Origin of the sequence: Pontibacter mangrovi (assembly GCF_006385705.1) — a bacterium.
In the GTDB taxonomy this organism is placed as follows: domain Bacteria; phylum Bacteroidota; class Bacteroidia; order Cytophagales; family Hymenobacteraceae; genus Pontibacter; species Pontibacter mangrovi.
This window is the reverse complement of the sequence record NZ_VFRQ01000010.1, coordinates 125,553-142,965: the sequence shown is the minus strand read 5'-3', so window position 1 is coordinate 142,965 and position 17,413 is coordinate 125,553. Positions and strand designations below refer to the sequence as shown.

Sequence of the window (17,413 nt, the reverse complement as noted above, 5' to 3'; positions counted from 1 at the left end):
GTAAATACAAGAAAAAGGAGAGGCCTGCCAAAAATTAGAAATGTCTAACTTCTGGCAGGCCTCTAACTGTAGCGTATCTATAGAACCACTACATATGAGTAACTGGTATGTTATGGCTAGAATAACTTACTGAGGCTTTAACCAACTGTAAGTGTTTTTTACTATCATTAAATCGTGACCTACTCTACTATAATAGCTTAAGTCTCCTGGATCATCAAACCACTTCCTGAAGACCTGAATAACCATTGACTTAATTTCTTCTTCTGTGCCACATTGAGAAAGCTTCGTCAAAATATCTGATACTTCTGCGTCATATTCTTCTGGTCCACACCAGTCGATAAGCCCCATAGGATCTATACTATTTACAACCAGCCTTACTTGTCGGAAAGCATTTTGATATTCTTCTTTACGAGCTTTCTTCATGCTCTTTAACTTGTGCGCAAAGTATAAACCTAAGGCAGCGGCTGCAGGTGCTTTAGCTGCGAAAGCGGGCTTTCTTTGTCGTAGCGGCTGTAGGCCACGAACTCAGGCACGCAAAGCTGGCTGAGCTGGGCAAAGTCGCCGGCAAAGAAGTTGATATCCACGGCGGAGTTGATGCCCGCGATAGAGCCACGATCGGTAAACTGCCAGAACATCCAGCTGTCGGTGTGGTGGGTGTCGGGGGCAACGTCGCTGTAGCGGGCAATCCAGAAATGATACTCCGGAAAATAGCCTTTCAGGTAGCGGCGGTAGTAGTTTTGGCCAGTGTAGATGATCGGGCGCACGCCATAGTAGGCCGTAACGGCCTCCAGCCAGGCGCGCACATCCTTGCGCAGCTGCTCAGGGCTTACCGAGCGGTCGGTTACCTCCAGGTCCAGCACCGGCGGCAAATCGCCTGACTCCAGCGTAACGGTGCTGGTAAAAAGTTTCACCTGTTCTTCCACAGGCGTTTCGGGTTTGTAGAAATGATAGGCACCGCGCTTGATGCCATGGCGCCGGGTTTCCTCCCAATTGCGCGCAAAGAAAGGGTCTAGCCGGTAATCGCCTTCGGTGGCTTTGATAAAGGCAAACGAAACCTGCGCCTCGCTTACCTGCGCCCAGTCTACCTCTTTTTGCCACCTCGACACGTCCACGCCCCGTACTACCGAAACGGCATCACTGGTAGCGTTGGTTTTAGTGTCGTTGGATGAGGAAGCTGCTTTGGTGTTGTTGCCACCGCCGCCCTCTGTGCCGCCTGTTGCGGCTGCAGCCACGCCGCTGTACAGCAGCATGCCCGCAAGGGCAAACCTCCGGCAGGCCGAAAGAAGTAAAGGTAAGGTCATAAGTAAGTAGGTTGTAGATTGTAAGCGTGTTTTAAATTAAATATTTATCTCACGCCAGGCAAGCCCTGGTAATAAGGATTATATAGTTTGTTGAATTTATTTTAATAGAAATCTTCTAATATTTAGCCGGCACCCTCGGGAAGCAGGCTAACTGGCATGGCCGTTGCAGGAAGCCGGCTTTATGCGTAATTTAGCCACGATGATACTGAGAGCAGAACACCTGATAAAGAAGTATAAATCCCGCACCGTTGTAAATGATGTGAGCGTGGAGGTAAACCAAGGCGAGATTGTTGGTCTGTTAGGGCCAAATGGCGCCGGGAAAACCACTTCTTTTTACATGATTGTGGGGCTGGTGAAGCCAAACTCCGGCAAAATATACCTTGATAGCGAAGACATAACCGCCCTGCCCATGTACCAGCGCGCCAAGCGCGGCGTAGGCTACCTGGCACAGGAGGCATCGGTGTTCCGGCAGCTGACGGTGGAGGAGAACATCCTCTCGGTGCTGGAGATGACCAAGCTGCCCAAGAAAGCGCAGCACGAGAAGGTGGAGGAGCTGCTGGAGGAGTTCTCGCTGACGCACGTGCGCAAGAACAAAGGCATTGTGCTGAGCGGTGGCGAGCGCCGGCGCACCGAAATTGCCCGTGCCCTGGCCGTAGACCCCAAGTTCGTGCTACTCGATGAGCCCTTCGCGGGGGTAGACCCCATTGCCGTGGAGGAGATCCAGAGCATCGTGGCCAAGCTCAAGAACAAAAACATCGGCATCCTCATCACCGACCACAACGTAAACGAAACCCTTTCCATCACCGACCGCGCCTACCTGCTGTTTGAGGGCAAGATCCTGAAGGCCGGCACCGCCGAAGAACTGGCCGCCGACGAGCAGGTGCGACGCGTATACCTGGGCAAACACTTCGAGCTGAAGAGGAAGATTTAAATTGCTGGTTGTTAATTGTTGATTGTTTTTCTCGTAGAGTGAAACTATGAATGAGAAAAAGCATCTTCAATTAAATGATTTGGAGGCTTATAAAGTAGCTTTTAACCTGAGCAACTATGTTTGGTCGAGAGTAAGTTTGTGGAGCCACTTTGCAAAAAGTACAGTGGGCATGCAATTTACCACAGCCGTTGATAGTGTTTCGGCTAACCTTGCAGAAGGCTTTGGAAGGTATAATAAGAAAGATAAAATCAAGTTTTATAGGTACGCCAGAGGCTCTGTATATGAGTGCCTGGACAGGAATGAGAAAAGCCGAGTCAGAGAGCTGTTAAATCGTGAAGAGTACGAGCAAGTATTTGCAGTATTACAGAAATTACCCAAATTGATAAATGGTTTGATAAAGCTAACGAACGATAATCTGAAGGATTAGCTTTCAAACAATCAACAATTAACAACCAGCAACTAGCACTTGGAAATCATAAATTCAATTTTAACGTGGGTGATGAAGAAGCGGATCCATGACATCGATCTGTTTCGGAAGTACCCGCATGAAGTGCAGCTAGAGCTTTTCCAGAACCTGATTAGCACGGCTAAGAACACGGAGTGGGGCAAAAAGTATGGCTACGGCGATAGCCTGAGTGTGCGGGAGTTTCAGGAGCGGGTGCCCATCAGCACCTACGAAGAGCTGTACCCGTTTTTTGAGCGCGTGATGAAAGGGGAGCAGAACCTGCTGTGGCCCTCGAAAGTGGACTGGTTTGCCAAATCGTCGGGCACCACCAACGCCCGCAGCAAGTTTATACCTGTCAGCCCGGAGTCGTTGGAGGACTGCCACTACAAGGGCGGCAAGGACATGCTCTCCATCTACGTGAACCTATACCCCGAAACCAAGCTCTTTACCGGCAAAGGCCTCTCCATTGGCGGCAGCCACCACCCCAGCGAGCTGAATGAAAAAGTAAGCTGTGGCGACGTGTCGGCGGTGATCATGCAGAACCTGCCGGTCTGGGCCGAGGCCATCCGTACGCCTCCCCTTAAAATTGCCCTGATGGACAAATGGGAGGAGAAGATAGAGAAGATGGTGGAGGTGACGGTGAAGGAGAACGTGACGAGCCTGAGCGGCGTGCCCACCTGGACCTACGTGCTGCTGAAACGCATCCTGGCCGAGACAGGCAAAAGCAACATTCTGGAAGTATGGCCAAACCTGGAGCTGTTCACGCACGGTGCCGTGGCCTTTGGGCCGTACCGGCAGCTGTTCCGCGAGATCATCCCTTCGGATAAGATGCGCTATTTGGAAGTATACAATGCCTCCGAAGGATTTTTTGGGATTCAGGACCAGGCTGGCACAGAGGACGAAATGCTGCTGATGCTGGACTACGGTGTATACTATGAGTTCATCCCGATGGACCAGTTGGAGGAGGAGCACCCCAAAACGCTGACGCTGGACGAGGTGGAGCTGGGCAAGAACTACGCGCTGGTTATCTCGACCAACGCCGGCCTGTGGCGCTATAAGATCGGCGATACCATACGCTTTACAAGTATAGATCCGTACCGCATCAAGATTTCGGGCCGCACCAAGCACTTTATAAATGCCTTTGGCGAGGAGGTGATCGTGGAGAATGCCGAGGAGGCCATCACCGCAGCCTGCAGCGCTACCGAGGCCGTTATCTCCAACTTCACGGCGGCGCCTATTTACCTGGAGAGCGACAAACGCGGCGGGCACGAATGGTTGATCGAGTTTGAGAAAGAGCCAAGCGAGCTGAAACGATTCACGCAGGTGCTGGACGAGAAGCTGCGCGAGATTAACTCTGACTATGACGCCAAGCGCCAGAACGACATCGCGCTGCAGGAGCCTTTGGTGCACGCCGCGCCTAAAGGCACTTTCCTGAACTGGCTCAGCCACAAAGGCAAGCTGGGCGGCCAAAACAAAGTACCCCGCCTCAGCAACACCCGAGAGTACCTGGAGGAGATCATGCAGGTGAATGGGCTGTAGGGAGTTAGAGAGTTTGGGAGTTAGAAAGTTAAAGAGTTAGAAGGTTAGAAGGTGATTTAGTCATCCTTTTGCCTCTCCCTCGAAACAGGTCCGAGACCTGAGGTTAAGTTAAGCAAGGCTTGCTATACAACAAGTATAATTCCCCTCCTAGGAGGGGTTAGGGGTGGGTTTGTACTTTGTAGGGACAGGTCTCGACCTGTCCGCGTGAAGGCTTCAGCAATGGAACTTATACTTTTGAAATAGTAGTAAACAGATTCCCCTCCTTAGACAAGGAGGGGCAGGGGTGGTTGGACCCGGTATTGCAGAAACGCGGACAAAGATGTCCGCAGCAGCCAAAGTTCCGGACTAGGAAGTCCGGAACAGCAGATGGGCCTCTGGCCCCGGCAGCACAAAGTATAAAAACATCAGCCCCGGCAAGTATAAACCTGCCGGGGCTGATGTTTTTATGAGCTATACTATGGATACAACCTACGCATAATTGCTAATTTTTAATTTATTATCGGGAGCAAAGCGACCTACTACTCCAGAAAGCTGCTCATAAAGCCACCTTCCTTATTGGCGTTCTCGCCGCGCGGCATCAGCGCCTCGATCAGCTTCTTCACCGGCATCGACTGCAGCCATACTTTGCCCGTGCCGCGTAGGGTAGCCAGGAACAAACCTTCCCCGCCAAAGATCATCGACTTTAATCCTCCGGCACGCTGCACGCTGAAATCAATACCATCTTCAAAGGCCACTACGCAGCCAGTATCTACGCGCAGTGTTTCATTATTAAGTTGCTTCTCCACAATGGTACCGCCGGCGTGCACGAAGGCAAGGCCATCGCCCTGCATCTTCTGAAGTATAAAACCCTCCCCGCCGAAGAAGCCGGAACCGAGTTTCTGGTTAAAGTGGATGCTGAGCTTCGTGCCCAGGGCCGCTGCCAGAAAAGCGTCTTTCTGCGTGATGAGCGTGTTATTGCGGGTGGCGCTGAGGTCAATCGGCAGGATGGTGCCAGGGTAGGGGGCCGAGAAAGCCACGCGGCTCTTGCCGTGGCCACGGTGCGTAAAGTGCGTCATAAACAGCGACTCGCCCGTAATCAGGCGGCTACCCGCCGATACCAGCTTACCGAAGAAGCCCTGGCTGGGGTTAGAGCCGTCGCCCATCTTGGTCTCAAAGTCGATGCCCTCTTCCATGTATACCATGGCACCGGCCTCGGCAATAACCGTTTCCTGTGGGTCCAGCTCAATCTCCAGTACCTGGATGTCGTTGCCAAAAATCTTGTAGTCGATCTCGTGTGAGTTTCTCATAGTTGTAGTAGATGTTTGTGATGGTAGAAAGATAACCGGTTTTTAGAAGTGTGACAAACAAAGCCGGTGCTTATACTTAAAACACCGGCTTTGTTATACTTTACACTATCGTTTGATCTCAGAAGAATCGGCGGCCGTTAGTCCTCTTCGTCCTCATCCTCGTCTTCTTCGCCTTTCTTGCGGCGGCGGGCTTTGGGCAGGTTCTTATCGTCTTCCTCATCCGACACGGCGTTGGTGTTGCGCACAAAATCCTCATCGGTCTCCTCGGCCTCCTCATTTTCCTCCACATGGAAAGCCTCTTCTTCCTCCCGCTTCGCCTTCTCGGCGGCATCGCGCTTCATCAGCTTTTTATCGTCCACGTTGCGGTTCAGGAACTCATTTATCTTATCGATGCTGTAGTTGGAGATGATCTCGCCGTGCTCATTCACCTTTATCTCAAAGCCCTCCAAATCCTTATGCACCCGCGACTTCTTCTTCTCGCTCTTACTCTCTTTTTTATTCTTAGCCATGATATTTCTCCTGTGGTTATACTTAGTTGTATAAGCGAGGTAAGTATAAATGGTTGCGGATCGGGGGCAAAGGCAACAGAAAAGGCCAGCCACAGGGCCAGCCTTCTTTATGCAAGTATGGTTTTATACTTTATGCGGATGCGTAATTGCTCAATTTGCTGATGGCGGCTTCGATGCGCTGGATGGTCTCCTCACGGCCGATCACCTCGATGATTTCCATCAGGTCCGGACCCGCCTCGGCGCCGGTTACCGCCAGGCGCAGCGCCTGCATCACCTGCCCGATCTTCATGCCGTGGCGCTCCAGTATACTTATCAAAAGCTCCTTCACAGTGCTGGCGTTGAAATCCTGCAGCGACGGCAGCTCGTTCTTGAAGTCTTCGAACACAGCCACCGACTGGCTGTTCCACTTTTTAGAGGCTACTTTCTCGCTATACTCTTCCGGGGCCACAAAGAAGTATTTTGCCTCCTGCCAGAAATCTTGCGGGAACGACACGCGCTCCTTCATCAGGCCGGCAATTTTCTCGGCTTTCTCCGGTGTGGTGGTAAGGTTGTGCTCCTCCAGCGCCTTCATCAGGTAACCTGCCAGTTCGCTGTCTGGCTTGGCGCGCAGGTATTGCTCGTTAAACCAGCGGGCCTTCTGAATATCGAAGCGGGTACCGGACTTACCGATACGCTCTACCGTAAACTCATTGGCCAGCTCCTCCATGGAGAAAATCTCCTGGCTAGTGCCCGGGTTCCAGCCTAAAAAGGCCAGGAAGTTAACAAAAGCCTCCGGCAGATAGCCGCTCTCACGGTAACCTGAGGATACCTCGCCCGTGTTCGGATCAGTCCAGCGCAGCGGGAACACCGGGAAGCCCAGCTTATCGCCGTCGCGCTTGCTCAGCTTGCCGTTTCCGTCCGGCTTCAGCAGCAGCGGCAAGTGGGCAAACTCCGGCATGGTGTCTTCCCAGCCCAGGTAGCGGTACAGCAGCACGTGCAGCGGCGCCGACGGCAACCACTCCTCCCCACGGATCACATGGGTAATTTCCATCAGGTGGTCGTCCACGATGTTGGCCAGGTGGTAGGTCGGCATGCCGTCCGACTTCATCAGTACCTTGTCATCAATAGAAGAAGAGTGCACCATTACCCAACCGCGGATCATATCTTTTAACCGGATCTCCTCCTTGCGCGGCACCTTCAGGCGGATCACGTAAGGCTCACCGCTCTCTAGTTTCTGCTTCACCTCATCCTCTGGCAGGGTGAGGGAGTTTTTCATCGTCATGCGGGTGATGGCGTTATACTGTGGCGTGGCCACTTTGGCAGCTTTCAGGCGCTCGCGCATTTCCTCCAACTCCTCGGCCGTGTCAAAAGCGTAGTAGGCATGGCCGGCATCTATCAGCTGCTGGGCATACTGCATGTACATCGGCTTGCGCTCCGACTGGCGGTAAGGCGCGTACGGGCCGCCTTTCCAAGGGCTCTCGTCCAGCTCAATGCCGCACCACTCCAGCGACTCGCGGATGTAATCCTCAGCGCCCGGCACAAAGCGGTTCTGGTCCGTGTCCTCGATGCGCAGGATCATTTTACCGCCGGTTTTGCGGGCCAGCAGGTAGTTGTACAAGGCAGTGCGCACACCACCGATATGGAGAGGCCCGGTCGGGCTGGGGGCAAAGCGTACTCTAACTTCTCTTTCCATGTATGGTTGTCTGATTCAGATCGTTCAAATTCGCTGCAAAGGTACGAAATAATGTGTCGTTTCGGTAACGGTTAAATGCTGCGCGCGTTGCAAAAAGCATCGCCTGCCCCTCTCCGGAAAGTATAGTATAAACATAAAGCCCCGAATGCGTATCAGCAAGTATGTAAAAGCCGCAAAAGATGGTAAAAAAACGCGCATGGCTGATCTGGTGCCTGCTAAAAGAAGCCTCCCTTGAGTTTATCGACAACAACTCTTTCCAGAAAGGGGCTGCGCTGGCATACTATACTATCTTCGCGCTGCCGCCCATGCTCATCATCATCATCAGCGCAGCGGGCTATTTTTTTGGGGAGCAGGCCGTGTCGGGGGAGGTATACTACCGCATAAAAGAGCTGATCGGTACGGAAGGCGCTTACTCGGTGCAGAAGATGGTGGAGAACGTGAACGAGTTCGGAGACTTTAACCTGGCGGCCATTGTGGGTACCATTGCCCTGTTTATTGCCGCCACCGGCGTTTTTATCTCTCTCCAGGACTCGCTGAACGAGATATGGCAGGTAAAGCCGGTACCCAAGCGCGGGTATGTAAAGTTGGTGCTCGACCGCATCCTTTCTTTCGGCATGATCCTGACCATTGCCATTGTGCTGCTGCTCTCGCTACTGGCCAACACTATATTGGTGGCTATCGGCGATTTCCTGACGGCGCGCTTCTCGGGCTGGATCGTGTACGTGCTGCACTTCGCCAACTTCGCCTCGGCCTTCCTGCTGATGTCGTTTTTATTTGCCTGCATCTATAAATTCCTGCCTGACGCCAAAATAAAATGGCGCGACGTGGGGGTGGGGGCGCTGGTAACTTCGCTCTTGTTCGTCGTGTTCCGCGGGCTGATCGGGTTTTACCTGGGCAAAAACGACGTGGGCTCGGTGTACGGGGCAGCCGGCTCAGTGGTGGTTATCCTTACCTGGGTTTTCTTTACCTCACAGATCATCTTTTACGGGGCGGTGTTCACGTTTGTGTACTCGCGCAAGTATGGCCACAACATCTATCCGGCAGAATATGCCGTGCGGGTGATACGGCAGGAAGTGGAGGTAGGCAACTCAGCCGTGAACGCAGAGCCCGGCAAGCACGAGCGCGAAGTATACGGTGAGCCGGAGGAGAAAGAGCTAACCAGCGATACCGACGCCGCCAAGGGAGCGAACATATAAGAGTGAGAGAGTTGGGGAGTTTAGGAGTTAGAGAGTATGGGTGTCGGCCGTGTCTGGCGCAAGCGTCCGCTTGTGCCTTTACCTGCTTTAGCTACTGCTGACCCACCGCCTTGCAATCTGCTCGTTTCACCTCTGGCTTTGGCTCGCTTAAGCCCGCGAGGGCTCGTCCTCGGGCATCGCGCGGTGTACATTTCCTTTGCTCCTGCGTCGCAATGCCTTCGGCACCGGAAATCTACAAGGCGCTCAACCCAAGGACTGGGATTAGATTCGATAGCCACCGCTGACAGAGCTTCTGCAGAGTCCCCTTTTGAAGGGGGCAGGGGGATGATTACACCTGCGGAAAATTCCCCTCTAAGGAGGGATTGTGGTGGGTTTATACTTTGTAGGGACAGGTCGCGACCTGTCCGCGCGAGAACAGCTGCTATAAAACTTATACCTTAGCTGCAGCAGTGACAGGCTCTCCCTCCCTAGCTAAGTTGCAAATCCCGGACTTGTTTTGGGTGAGGGGCAGGGGTGGTTGGACCCGGTATAAATACACAAAAGACAGAGAAGCTATACTTACTTCCCTGTCTTTCGCAAAAAAGTTCTTTTACACCAAGCGCTACTTCGCTGCGATGCACGAAATCTCCACGTTCACATCCTTCGGCAGGCGGCTCACCTCCACGGTTTCGCGGGCAGGAGGGTTGCTGGTGAAGTAGCTGCCGTAGGTCTCGTTTATCTTTCCGAAGTTGTTCAGGTCCTTCACGAAGATGGTGCACTTAAGCACGTTGCTGAAGTCCATGCCGGCCTCGGCAAGTATGGCTTGTAGGTTCTGCATGACCTGGTGCGTCTCGTTCTCAATGCTGTCGTTTACCAGGTTGCCGCTCTCCGCGTTGAGCGCAATTTGGCCTGAAACGTATAAGGTACCATTCGCCAGCGTGGCCTGGCTGTAAGGTCCAATAGGGGCAGGGGCTTTGGTAGAGTTGATGATAGTATGTGCCATAGCGGTTTAGGTTAAATATGTAACGTTCGTATCAAAAGTACAGAAAATATGCACATCGTTGTTTTGTCTGGCCCCGAAATGGCCGCCGAGTTCAAGCAAAAGTTCCAGGAGGAGCGCGAAGGCGTAAGTTATACTTTTCTGCACAGCCACACATTGCTGGACGAGCAGCTGCGCCCCGCCGACGTGGTGTTCGACTTTCTGCTGCACGAGCAGCCGGAGCGCCTGAGTATGTATGCGCCGGAGCAGGTGGTGTGCTGCAACGCGGCTACCATGCAGCTGGCCGCGCTGGCAAAGCAGGCAAACCTGGAGCATCAGCCCTGCGCGCTTATCGGCTTTAATGGGCTGCCAACGCTGTTTAACCGCCCGGTGCTGGAGGTAAGTGTGCTGCATGGGGGCTGTGAGGAAAAGCTGCAGGAAGTATGCCAGGCGCTGGGCACCGAGTACCTGCTGGTGCACGACCGCGTGGGCATGGTTACGCCCCGCATCATCTGCATGATCATCAACGAGGCCTGTTATACTTTACAGGAGAGAACGGCAAGTATAGTTGATATAGACCAGGGCATGAAACTCGGCACTAACTACCCGCAGGGGCCTTTTGAGTGGGCCAACCAGATCGGCGTGAAAAACGTGTATGAGGTACTGCAGGCGGTGTACGAAGATACCAAAGACGAGCGCTACAAAGTATGCCCGCTCCTGAAAACAATGTATCTGAAAGGCGAGAGCTTCTAACGCATACACCTGCATAGTGAGCAATAAAAAAGGGAGTCATAAATAACTCCCTTTTCTGTTTTTATACTTTATGCGGATTACTCCACGGTAACAGACTTAGCCAGGTTACGGGGCTGGTCTACGTTACAGCCGCGCATCACCGCGATGTGGTAAGACAGCAGCTGCAGCGGGATAACAGATAGCAGCGGCACCAGGTGCTCGCTCGTCTCCGGAATCTCGATCACGTGGTCGGCCATGGCCGGGATGGTTGTGTCACCCTCGGTTACTACGGCGATAATCTTACCCTTACGCGCCTTCACCTCCTGCACATTCGACACGATCTTCTCATAAGAGCTATCCTTGGTGGCAATTACCACCACCGGCATCTGCTCGTCTATCAGCGCGATCGGGCCGTGCTTCATTTCGGCGGCTGGGTAGCCCTCTGCGTGGATATAGGAAATTTCCTTCAGCTTGAGAGCACCCTCCAGAGCAACCGGGAAGTTGTAGCCGCGGCCCAGGTAAATACAGTTAGAGGCATCTTTATACTGTTCGGCAATCTCCACGATCTGCTCGTTAAGCTTCAGCGTTTCCTCTACTTTGGCCGGGATGGTTTCCAGCTCCACCATCAGCTCGTGCAGCTTGGTAGTTTCCAGGGTGCCGCGTCTGCTGCCGATGATCATGGCAATCAGTGTGAGCACGGTTACCTGGGCGGTAAAGGCCTTGGTGCTGGCCACGCCAATCTCTGGGCCGGCGTGTGTGTAAGCGCCCGCATCGGTGGCACGGGCAATAGAAGAGCCCACCACGTTACAGATGCCGAAAATGGTAGCGCCTTTCGATTTTGCCAGCTCCAGCGCCGCCAGCGTGTCCGCCGTTTCACCAGACTGCGAGATCGCGATCACAATGTCCTTTTCGTTAATGATCGGGTTGCGGTAGCGGAACTCAGAGGCATACTCCACTTCTACCGGTATGCGCGCCAGGTCCTCGATCAGGTACTCGGCCACCAGGCCGGCATGCCACGAGGTGCCGCAGGCCACAATAATGATGCGGTTGGCGTTCGCAAACTTGTTCTCAAACTCTCGGATGCCCGCCATCATCAGGTGGTTGCTCTCGGCAATCATGCGGCCGCGCATGCTGTCCAGGATAGAGCGTGGCTGCTCAAAGATCTCCTTCAGCATGAAGTGCTCGTAACCGCCCTTCTCAATCGACTCCAGCTCCATCTCCAGCGTCTGCACGTAAGGTGTCTGCTTCACGTCCTCTTTGGTGCGGATGTCCAGCTCTCCGTTGTTGATGATCGCCAGCTCGTAGTCGTTCAGGTATACTACCTCGTTGGTGTACTCGATGATCGGCGTAGCGTCTGAGGCCAGAAAATATTCTCCCTCACCGATGCCTACTACCAGCGGGCTACCCTTGCGGGCGGCAATCAACTGGTTCGGGCTGTCTGTCGCCAACACCACAATCGCGTAGGCACCCACCACCTCATGCATGGCCAGGCGCACGGCCTCCGGCAGGCTGCAGTTGTTGTTGGTGCGGATGTCCTCGATCAGGTTGATGAACACCTCCGAGTCGGTATCGGACTGGAACGTATGGCCTTTCTCGAGCAGGAGCTTCTTCAGCGAAGCGTAGTTCTCGATGATGCCGTTGTGGATGATGGCAATGTTACGCGAAGTAGAATAGTGCGGGTGCGCGTTCACGTCGTTGGGCTCACCGTGCGTGGCCCAGCGGGTGTGGCCCATGCCAATGTTACCGTGCGTGTCCTGCGCGGCGATAAACGCCTCCAGGTCGGCTACCTTTCCTTTTCTCTTGTAAACATTGAGTCCTCCGTTCATCAGCGCAATGCCGGCACTGTCATAACCGCGGTACTCTAGCCTTTTCAGGCCTTTAATAATAATTGGGCTCGCTTCCCGATGCCCAACGTAAGCAACAATTCCACACATAATTTTTCTCTTTTCTCTTATAGGAACACATAGGTAACTGCAAAAATACCTATTTCTTGCGTATCTCTATAACTTCTACGCTTTAGCGTTGTGCTTTGGGTAGGCATTTGGCCATAACATTTTTCATGTCAGCGGGTTATGGGCAAAATAAAAAGCTGCCACTCTATTACTTTATGTAATATAAGCGGCAGCTTCTTGTAATATTATACTATGCTGTTCCTGTAGCCCTTTCCGTTGTGCTTTTATACTTTAAGCAAAGTACAAAAAGGGGGGAGGCTGTGGCTTACTTGCTCAGCTCGTTGTACAGGTTATAGTAGTTGTCCAGCAAGGTGTCGTCGGCGCACACGGTGCTGATGGTCTTCTTCTTCATGAAGTCAGCAAACATGGCGTTGATGTTCTCGCTGAAGTCCTCGTTTGTCTTAATCACGGCGTCGGCGTACTCCATGCCGCACTTGATAAAGGCATTCGTGTCAGCCGACTCCAGGTGCGTGAGCATGCTGTCGTCAATATCCAGCATCTTCACTTTCTCCAGCAGGTCATCGCTGAACTTGTGGCTATAGCTGTTGTTGTACACCGTAAACATCGATTTAGAGTCCTTAAAGATAGGGTCCTTCTTGTACGTGGTCTTCAGGTACATCGGGATCAGGCCTGTCATCCAGTCGTTGCAGTGCACAATGTCCGGCGCCCAGCCCAGTTTCTTCACGGTTTCCAGCACACCCTTGCAGAAGAAGATAGCGCGCTCGTCGTTGTCCTGGTGGAATTTGTTGTTTTTGTCAACGAAAACTGATTTTCTATGGAAATAATCTTCGTTATCAATAAAATAAACCTGTAGCTTCGCGTTCGGTATGGAAGCCACTTTAATTACCAAAGGTTTTTCATCATCACCCACAGCGATGTTGATGCCCGAAAGGCGTACCACCTCATGCAAACGGTTCTTGCGCTCGTTTATCAGGCCGAACCGCGGAACGAAGATCCGGATCTCCATCCCTCGCTCTTGCATACCCTGCGGCAGCGTTTGTAAAAACTCTGCTACTTTAGAGGTTTGTAAGAAAGGATTGATCTCGGTGGCGGCGTATAGGATTCGCAATTTTGACATGGGTATGAAATTAAGATTTTAATAAGCAACAGTATAGGGTCGTGCAAAATTAGTATTTTTTATTCTGATTTTCAATTTAAAACGCTGTAACTTACTTTTGCCGGCTTTACGGGCGTATCACAAGACACATCACCGACATGGAAGTTATCGAGCGGGTTAGTATCATCCGGGGCCGCATGGAAGCCCTGCGCTGCAGCGGCAAACGCATAGGCTTTGTGCCCACCATGGGCGCCCTGCACGAGGGGCACCTGCAGCTGCTGCGCGCTTCGGTGCAGGAGAACGACGTTACCGTTTGCAGTATTTTCGTCAATCCCACACAGTTTAACAACCCGGAAGATTACAAGATGTATCCCCGCACCATGGAGCAGGACGCTGAGCTGCTGAGGTCAGTAGGCTGCGACATTCTGTTTGCCCCGCATGCTGAGGAGATATATGTACAACAGTCGCTGCTGCAGTTTAGTTTCGGGCCGCTGGAGGCCGTGATGGAAGGCGAGCACCGCCCGGGCCATTTTAACGGCGTGGCCACCATCGTAGGCAAGCTTTTCCATTATGTGCAGCCGCACCGCGCCTATTTCGGGCAGAAGGACCTGCAGCAGGTGGCGATTGTGAAGCAGCTGGTGCAGGGGCTGAGCTATGATGTGGAGGTGGTGCGCTACCCCACCATCCGTGAGGCCGACGGACTGGCCATGTCGTCGAGGAACAAGCGCCTGGATGCGGAGCAGCGGCAGACGGCCACCATACTTTACAGCGCGCTGCAGCTGGCCAGGCAGCAGCTCCCGGAGAAACCGACTTATAGTATAAAAGCAGCCGTGGAGGCATACTTAACCGGTGCATACGGCGTAGCGCTGGAGTACTTCGAAATAGCCGACCCGAACACGCTGCAGCCGCTGGCCCAGGTGCGGCCGGGGCAGGAGGTGGCGCTCTGCATTGCCGCCCATGTGGGCCCTGTTCGCCTCATCGACAACATTCTGGTGAATCTAAACGAAGTATAGATTGTTTAGGTTAACAGATAAGGAAAGCCGCTGTTAGTGTTGGTAGTTATTATGCAGCCAATTATCTAACTTTGCGCTCCATTACAAATTACACCATGTATATTGAGGTTTTAAAATCCAAAATCCACCGTTGTAAGGTTACGCAGGCCGAGCTGCACTATGTAGGCAGCATTACTGTAGACGAAGACCTGATGGACGCGGCCAACATCGTGGAGAACGAGAAAGTACAGATCGTGAACATCAACAACGGGGAGCGCTTCGAGACCTACGTAATAAAGGGCGAGCGCGGTACCGGCACCATTTGCCTCAATGGCCCGGCGGCCCGCAAGGTGCAGGTGGGCGATGTGGTCATCATCATCTCGTACTGCAGCATCAAGTTCGAAGACGCTAAAAGCCATACGCCAACGCTGGTGTTCCCGGACCAGCACAACCGCCTGGTATAACCCTCCTGCATGCGAAAACTCCTCTCTTTTCTGAAGTATGTCCTGCTGCTGAGCGTTTCCGCGTTTCTGATGTGGTACGCGCTGAAGGAACTGGACTTTCAGAAAATGTGGGAGGAATTCCGGAGCGCCGACTACGGCTGGGTAATGGTGTCGGTGGCGATGGGGGTGCTAGCTTACCTGAGCCGCGCGCTGCGCTGGCAGATGCAGATAGAGCCCACGGGCCACAAGCCGCCGCTCCGCAATACCTACAACGCCATGATGGTGGGCTACCTGGCTAACCTGGTGCTGCCGCGCATGGGCGAGGTGGTGCGCTGCAGCATGCTGCGCCGCTCCGATAACCTGCCCATCAACACGGGCTTCGGCACCGTCATCGCCGAGCGCATCATCGATATGGTGATGCTGCTGGCCGTTATTGGCCTCACCTTTCTTGTAGAGTTTGGCCGTATCCGCGACTTTTTCCTCGACCTTTTCTCTGATAAGTATACCAGCCTCGAACATGCCATCAGCTCTCTTTATTGGGCCTTCTGGGTGGTGTTGGGCTCCGTGGCAGTGCTGTTGTTTTTAGGGATACGTTACCTGAGCCTGCTGCGCCAGAATGCGTTTTTCCGGAAGGCGGTGCGCTTTGCCCGGGGCATGCTGCAGGGCGTGTTCAGCATCACCAAGCTAAATAACCCATGGGCTTTCTGGGGCCATACTTTGTTCGTGTGGCTGATGTACTACGGCATGAGCCTAACCGTGTTCTACGCTTTGCCGGCCACCTCCGACCTGGGCTGGGGAGCTGCTTTGTCTATACTTCTGGTGGGCACACTGGGGATGGCGGCGCCGGTGCAAGGCGGCATTGGGGTGTACCACCTGCTGGTGCAGGCCACGCTGCTGCTCTATGGGGTGCCCAAAGAGGCGGGCATGGCCTATGCGCTGCTAGGCCATACGTCGCAAACACTTTTGGTAGTTGTGATGGGAGTTGCTAGCTTTATGGACAGCATGCTGCGCCGCGCCAGGCCGGCTAAAAGGCATGCCCATACTTCTTCCAAGGCACATGAACTCAAAAGATAAAATTTATACCCTGCCGCAACTGCTGGGGCAGGTGCAGAACTGGCGTAGCCAAGGGCAAAGAATCGTGTTCACCAACGGCTGCTTCGACCTGCTGCACCTGGGCCACGTCGATTACCTGGAGAAAGCAAAACATCTGGGCGATAAACTTGTTCTGGGGCTAAATACCGATGCCTCCATCAGCCGTATTAAAGGGCCAAGCCGGCCGCTTCAGGACGAAATGTCACGCGCGCGCGTTATGGCATCCCTTTTGTTTGTGGATGCAGTAGTGCTCTTTGGCGAAGACACGCCCCTGGAACTGATAAAAGCCGTGCAACCGGACATATTGGTAAAAGGCGACGACTATGCCGTGGAGCAGATTGTGGGGCACGAAGTGGTGCAGGCCCATGGCGGAGAAGTGAAAACAGTGCCGCTGGTAAAAGGCTATTCCACGACCAACATCGTAAAAAAGATAGAGAATAACATTAACCCTTAACATAAGACTATGCTCGGAATATATTTTATAGGTATCGTGTTCATGCTGATCAGTATGGCGGTGAGCGCCACGCTGAAGAGCAAGTTCAAGAAATACTCCCAGACGCCGCTGAGCTCTGGCCTTAGCGGCCGCGAGGTAGCGGAGATGATGCTGCGCGACAACGGCATCACGGACGTGAAGGTGATGTCGGTGGCGGGCCGCCTGACAGACCACTACAACCCTGCTGACAAAACCGTGAACCTAAGCGAGTATGTGTACGAGGCGCGCAGTGCCGCCGCCGCCGCCGTAGCGGCCCACGAATGTGGCCACGCAGTGCAGCACGCCAAAGCATACGCGTTCCTGAAGTTCCGCTCCGCCATGGTGCCGGCGCTGAGCATTGCCTCGCGTTACATGCAGTGGATCATCCTGATCGGTATACTTATGATACAGACAACGCCTATTCCGTTAGCCATCGGGGTGGCGCTGTTCGGCCTAACCACTATCTTCAGCTTTGTTACACTGCCCGTGGAGTTTGACGCCAGCAAGCGCGCCCTTGCCTGGATAGACCGCCGCGGCATAGTAACCACACAGGAGCACGCCATGGCAAAAGACGCCCTGAAATGGGCCGCCCTGACCTACGTGGTGGCTGCGCTTGGCTCACTGGCTACGCTGTTGTACTATGTGTCGCTACTGATGGGACGCCGCGACTAGGAAATATTAAATATGCCTGACAGTACAAGCGCCGCCTTTGCTTTTGCATTGGCGGCGCTGTGTTTTTGTGCTTCTCCTGCAGCTTCTGAAATAAAATTATACATAAACTATGGAGGATTCACAACAATTATTAGTATACCAGGTTGAATAAATGCAACTTAATT

The 17,413-nt window shown here is 53.3% G+C and carries 18 protein-coding genes; 10 read left to right on the top strand and 8 right to left on the bottom strand.

Annotated elements, in window-relative coordinates:
* Positions 1 to 126: 126 nt before the first annotated feature.
* Both FJM65_RS17130 and FJM65_RS17125 read right to left on the bottom strand, forming a co-directional pair.
* A complete protein-coding gene (locus tag FJM65_RS17130; RefSeq protein WP_140622911.1) occupies positions 127 to 423 on the bottom strand; it encodes a DUF1871 family protein in 297 nt (98 codons plus the stop codon).
* Positions 424 to 452: 29 nt separating this feature from the next.
* Positions 453 to 1,301: a glycoside hydrolase family 25 protein gene (locus tag FJM65_RS17125; protein WP_140622909.1), complete on the bottom strand. Its 849-nt coding sequence runs from the start codon at positions 1,299 to 1,301 to the stop codon at positions 453 to 455.
* 199 nt (positions 1,302 to 1,500) lie between these two features.
* On the opposite strand from FJM65_RS17125, the gene lptB reads away from it, so the two are divergent.
* From lptB to FJM65_RS17110, 3 genes are all read left to right on the top strand, one after another.
* Positions 1,501 to 2,232 (top strand): LPS export ABC transporter ATP-binding protein, encoded by a 732-nt coding sequence (lptB, locus tag FJM65_RS17120; RefSeq protein WP_140622907.1) that lies wholly within the window; start codon positions 1,501 to 1,503, stop codon positions 2,230 to 2,232.
* Between the two features lie 46 nt (positions 2,233 to 2,278).
* Positions 2,279 to 2,659: a four helix bundle protein gene (locus FJM65_RS17115; RefSeq protein ID WP_140622905.1), complete on the top strand. Its 381-nt coding sequence runs from the start codon at positions 2,279 to 2,281 to the stop codon at positions 2,657 to 2,659.
* Between the two features lie 72 nt (positions 2,660 to 2,731).
* Entirely contained in the window at positions 2,732 to 4,216 is a 1,485-nt protein-coding gene (locus tag FJM65_RS17110; protein ID WP_140622903.1) for a GH3 auxin-responsive promoter family protein, read from the top strand.
* Positions 4,217 to 4,734: 518 nt separating this feature from the next.
* Here the strand turns inward: FJM65_RS17110 and FJM65_RS17105 are convergent.
* The 3 genes from FJM65_RS17105 to gltX all read right to left on the bottom strand — a co-directional run bounded on the left by FJM65_RS17105 (position 4,735) and on the right by gltX (position 7,683).
* A complete protein-coding gene (locus tag FJM65_RS17105; RefSeq protein ID WP_140622901.1) occupies positions 4,735 to 5,502 on the bottom strand; it encodes a TIGR00266 family protein in 768 nt (255 codons plus the stop codon).
* Between the two features lie 137 nt (positions 5,503 to 5,639).
* Complete coding sequence (locus FJM65_RS17100) at positions 5,640 to 6,011, bottom strand: hypothetical protein (RefSeq protein ID WP_140622899.1); 372 nt, start codon at positions 6,009 to 6,011, stop codon at positions 5,640 to 5,642.
* Between the two features lie 130 nt (positions 6,012 to 6,141).
* Positions 6,142 to 7,683: a glutamate--tRNA ligase gene (gene gltX, locus FJM65_RS17095; protein WP_140622897.1), complete on the bottom strand. Its 1,542-nt coding sequence runs from the start codon at positions 7,681 to 7,683 to the stop codon at positions 6,142 to 6,144.
* A gap of 179 nt (positions 7,684 to 7,862) precedes the next feature.
* Between gltX and FJM65_RS17090 the strand changes: the two genes are divergently transcribed.
* Positions 7,863 to 8,879: a YihY/virulence factor BrkB family protein gene (locus FJM65_RS17090; RefSeq protein WP_140622895.1), complete on the top strand. Its 1,017-nt coding sequence runs from the start codon at positions 7,863 to 7,865 to the stop codon at positions 8,877 to 8,879.
* A gap of 601 nt (positions 8,880 to 9,480) precedes the next feature.
* Here the strand turns inward: FJM65_RS17090 and FJM65_RS17085 are convergent.
* On the bottom strand, positions 9,481 to 9,861 hold the full coding sequence (locus FJM65_RS17085; protein ID WP_140622893.1) for a RidA family protein: 381 nt from the start codon (positions 9,859 to 9,861) through the stop codon (positions 9,481 to 9,483).
* A 48-nt stretch (positions 9,862 to 9,909) separates the two neighbouring features.
* On the opposite strand from FJM65_RS17085, the gene FJM65_RS17080 reads away from it, so the two are divergent.
* Entirely contained in the window at positions 9,910 to 10,590 is a 681-nt protein-coding gene (locus tag FJM65_RS17080) for a 3-hydroxyacyl-CoA dehydrogenase family protein (RefSeq protein ID WP_140622891.1), read from the top strand.
* A gap of 77 nt (positions 10,591 to 10,667) precedes the next feature.
* Here the strand turns inward: FJM65_RS17080 and glmS are convergent, their stop codons facing one another.
* Both glmS and FJM65_RS17070 read right to left on the bottom strand, forming a co-directional pair.
* Positions 10,668 to 12,503, bottom strand: coding sequence for a glutamine--fructose-6-phosphate transaminase (isomerizing) (gene glmS / locus FJM65_RS17075; RefSeq protein WP_140622889.1), 1,836 nt, complete (start codon positions 12,501 to 12,503; stop codon positions 10,668 to 10,670).
* A gap of 283 nt (positions 12,504 to 12,786) precedes the next feature.
* On the bottom strand, positions 12,787 to 13,599 hold the full coding sequence (locus FJM65_RS17070; protein WP_140622887.1) for a glycogen/starch synthase: 813 nt from the start codon (positions 13,597 to 13,599) through the stop codon (positions 12,787 to 12,789).
* A 137-nt stretch (positions 13,600 to 13,736) separates the two neighbouring features.
* Here FJM65_RS17070 and panC point away from each other — a divergent pair, with 137 nt between their 5' ends.
* The 5 genes from panC (at position 13,737) to FJM65_RS17045 (ending at position 17,249) form a co-directional block, all read left to right on the top strand.
* Positions 13,737 to 14,591, top strand: coding sequence for a pantoate--beta-alanine ligase (gene panC, locus FJM65_RS17065; protein ID WP_140622885.1), 855 nt, complete (start codon positions 13,737 to 13,739; stop codon positions 14,589 to 14,591).
* A gap of 95 nt (positions 14,592 to 14,686) precedes the next feature.
* Positions 14,687 to 15,034 carry an aspartate 1-decarboxylase gene (gene panD / locus FJM65_RS17060; RefSeq protein ID WP_140622883.1) on the top strand — a complete coding sequence of 116 codons (348 nt, stop codon included), beginning with the start codon at positions 14,687 to 14,689 and terminating at the stop codon, positions 15,032 to 15,034.
* Positions 15,035 to 15,043: 9 nt separating this feature from the next.
* Positions 15,044 to 16,087: a lysylphosphatidylglycerol synthase transmembrane domain-containing protein gene (locus FJM65_RS17055; protein ID WP_140622881.1), complete on the top strand. Its 1,044-nt coding sequence runs from the start codon at positions 15,044 to 15,046 to the stop codon at positions 16,085 to 16,087.
* The gene (gene rfaE2, locus FJM65_RS17050; protein WP_140622879.1) at positions 16,071 to 16,559 is read left to right on the top strand and encodes a D-glycero-beta-D-manno-heptose 1-phosphate adenylyltransferase; all 489 of its coding nucleotides are present in this window, start codon (positions 16,071 to 16,073) and stop codon (positions 16,557 to 16,559) included. Before FJM65_RS17055 ends, rfaE2 begins: the two co-directional genes overlap by 17 nt.
* Positions 16,560 to 16,568: 9 nt before the next feature.
* On the top strand, positions 16,569 to 17,249 hold the full coding sequence (locus FJM65_RS17045) for a zinc metallopeptidase (protein WP_140622877.1): 681 nt from the start codon (positions 16,569 to 16,571) through the stop codon (positions 17,247 to 17,249).
* The last annotated feature ends 164 nt before the right edge of the window (positions 17,250 to 17,413 follow it).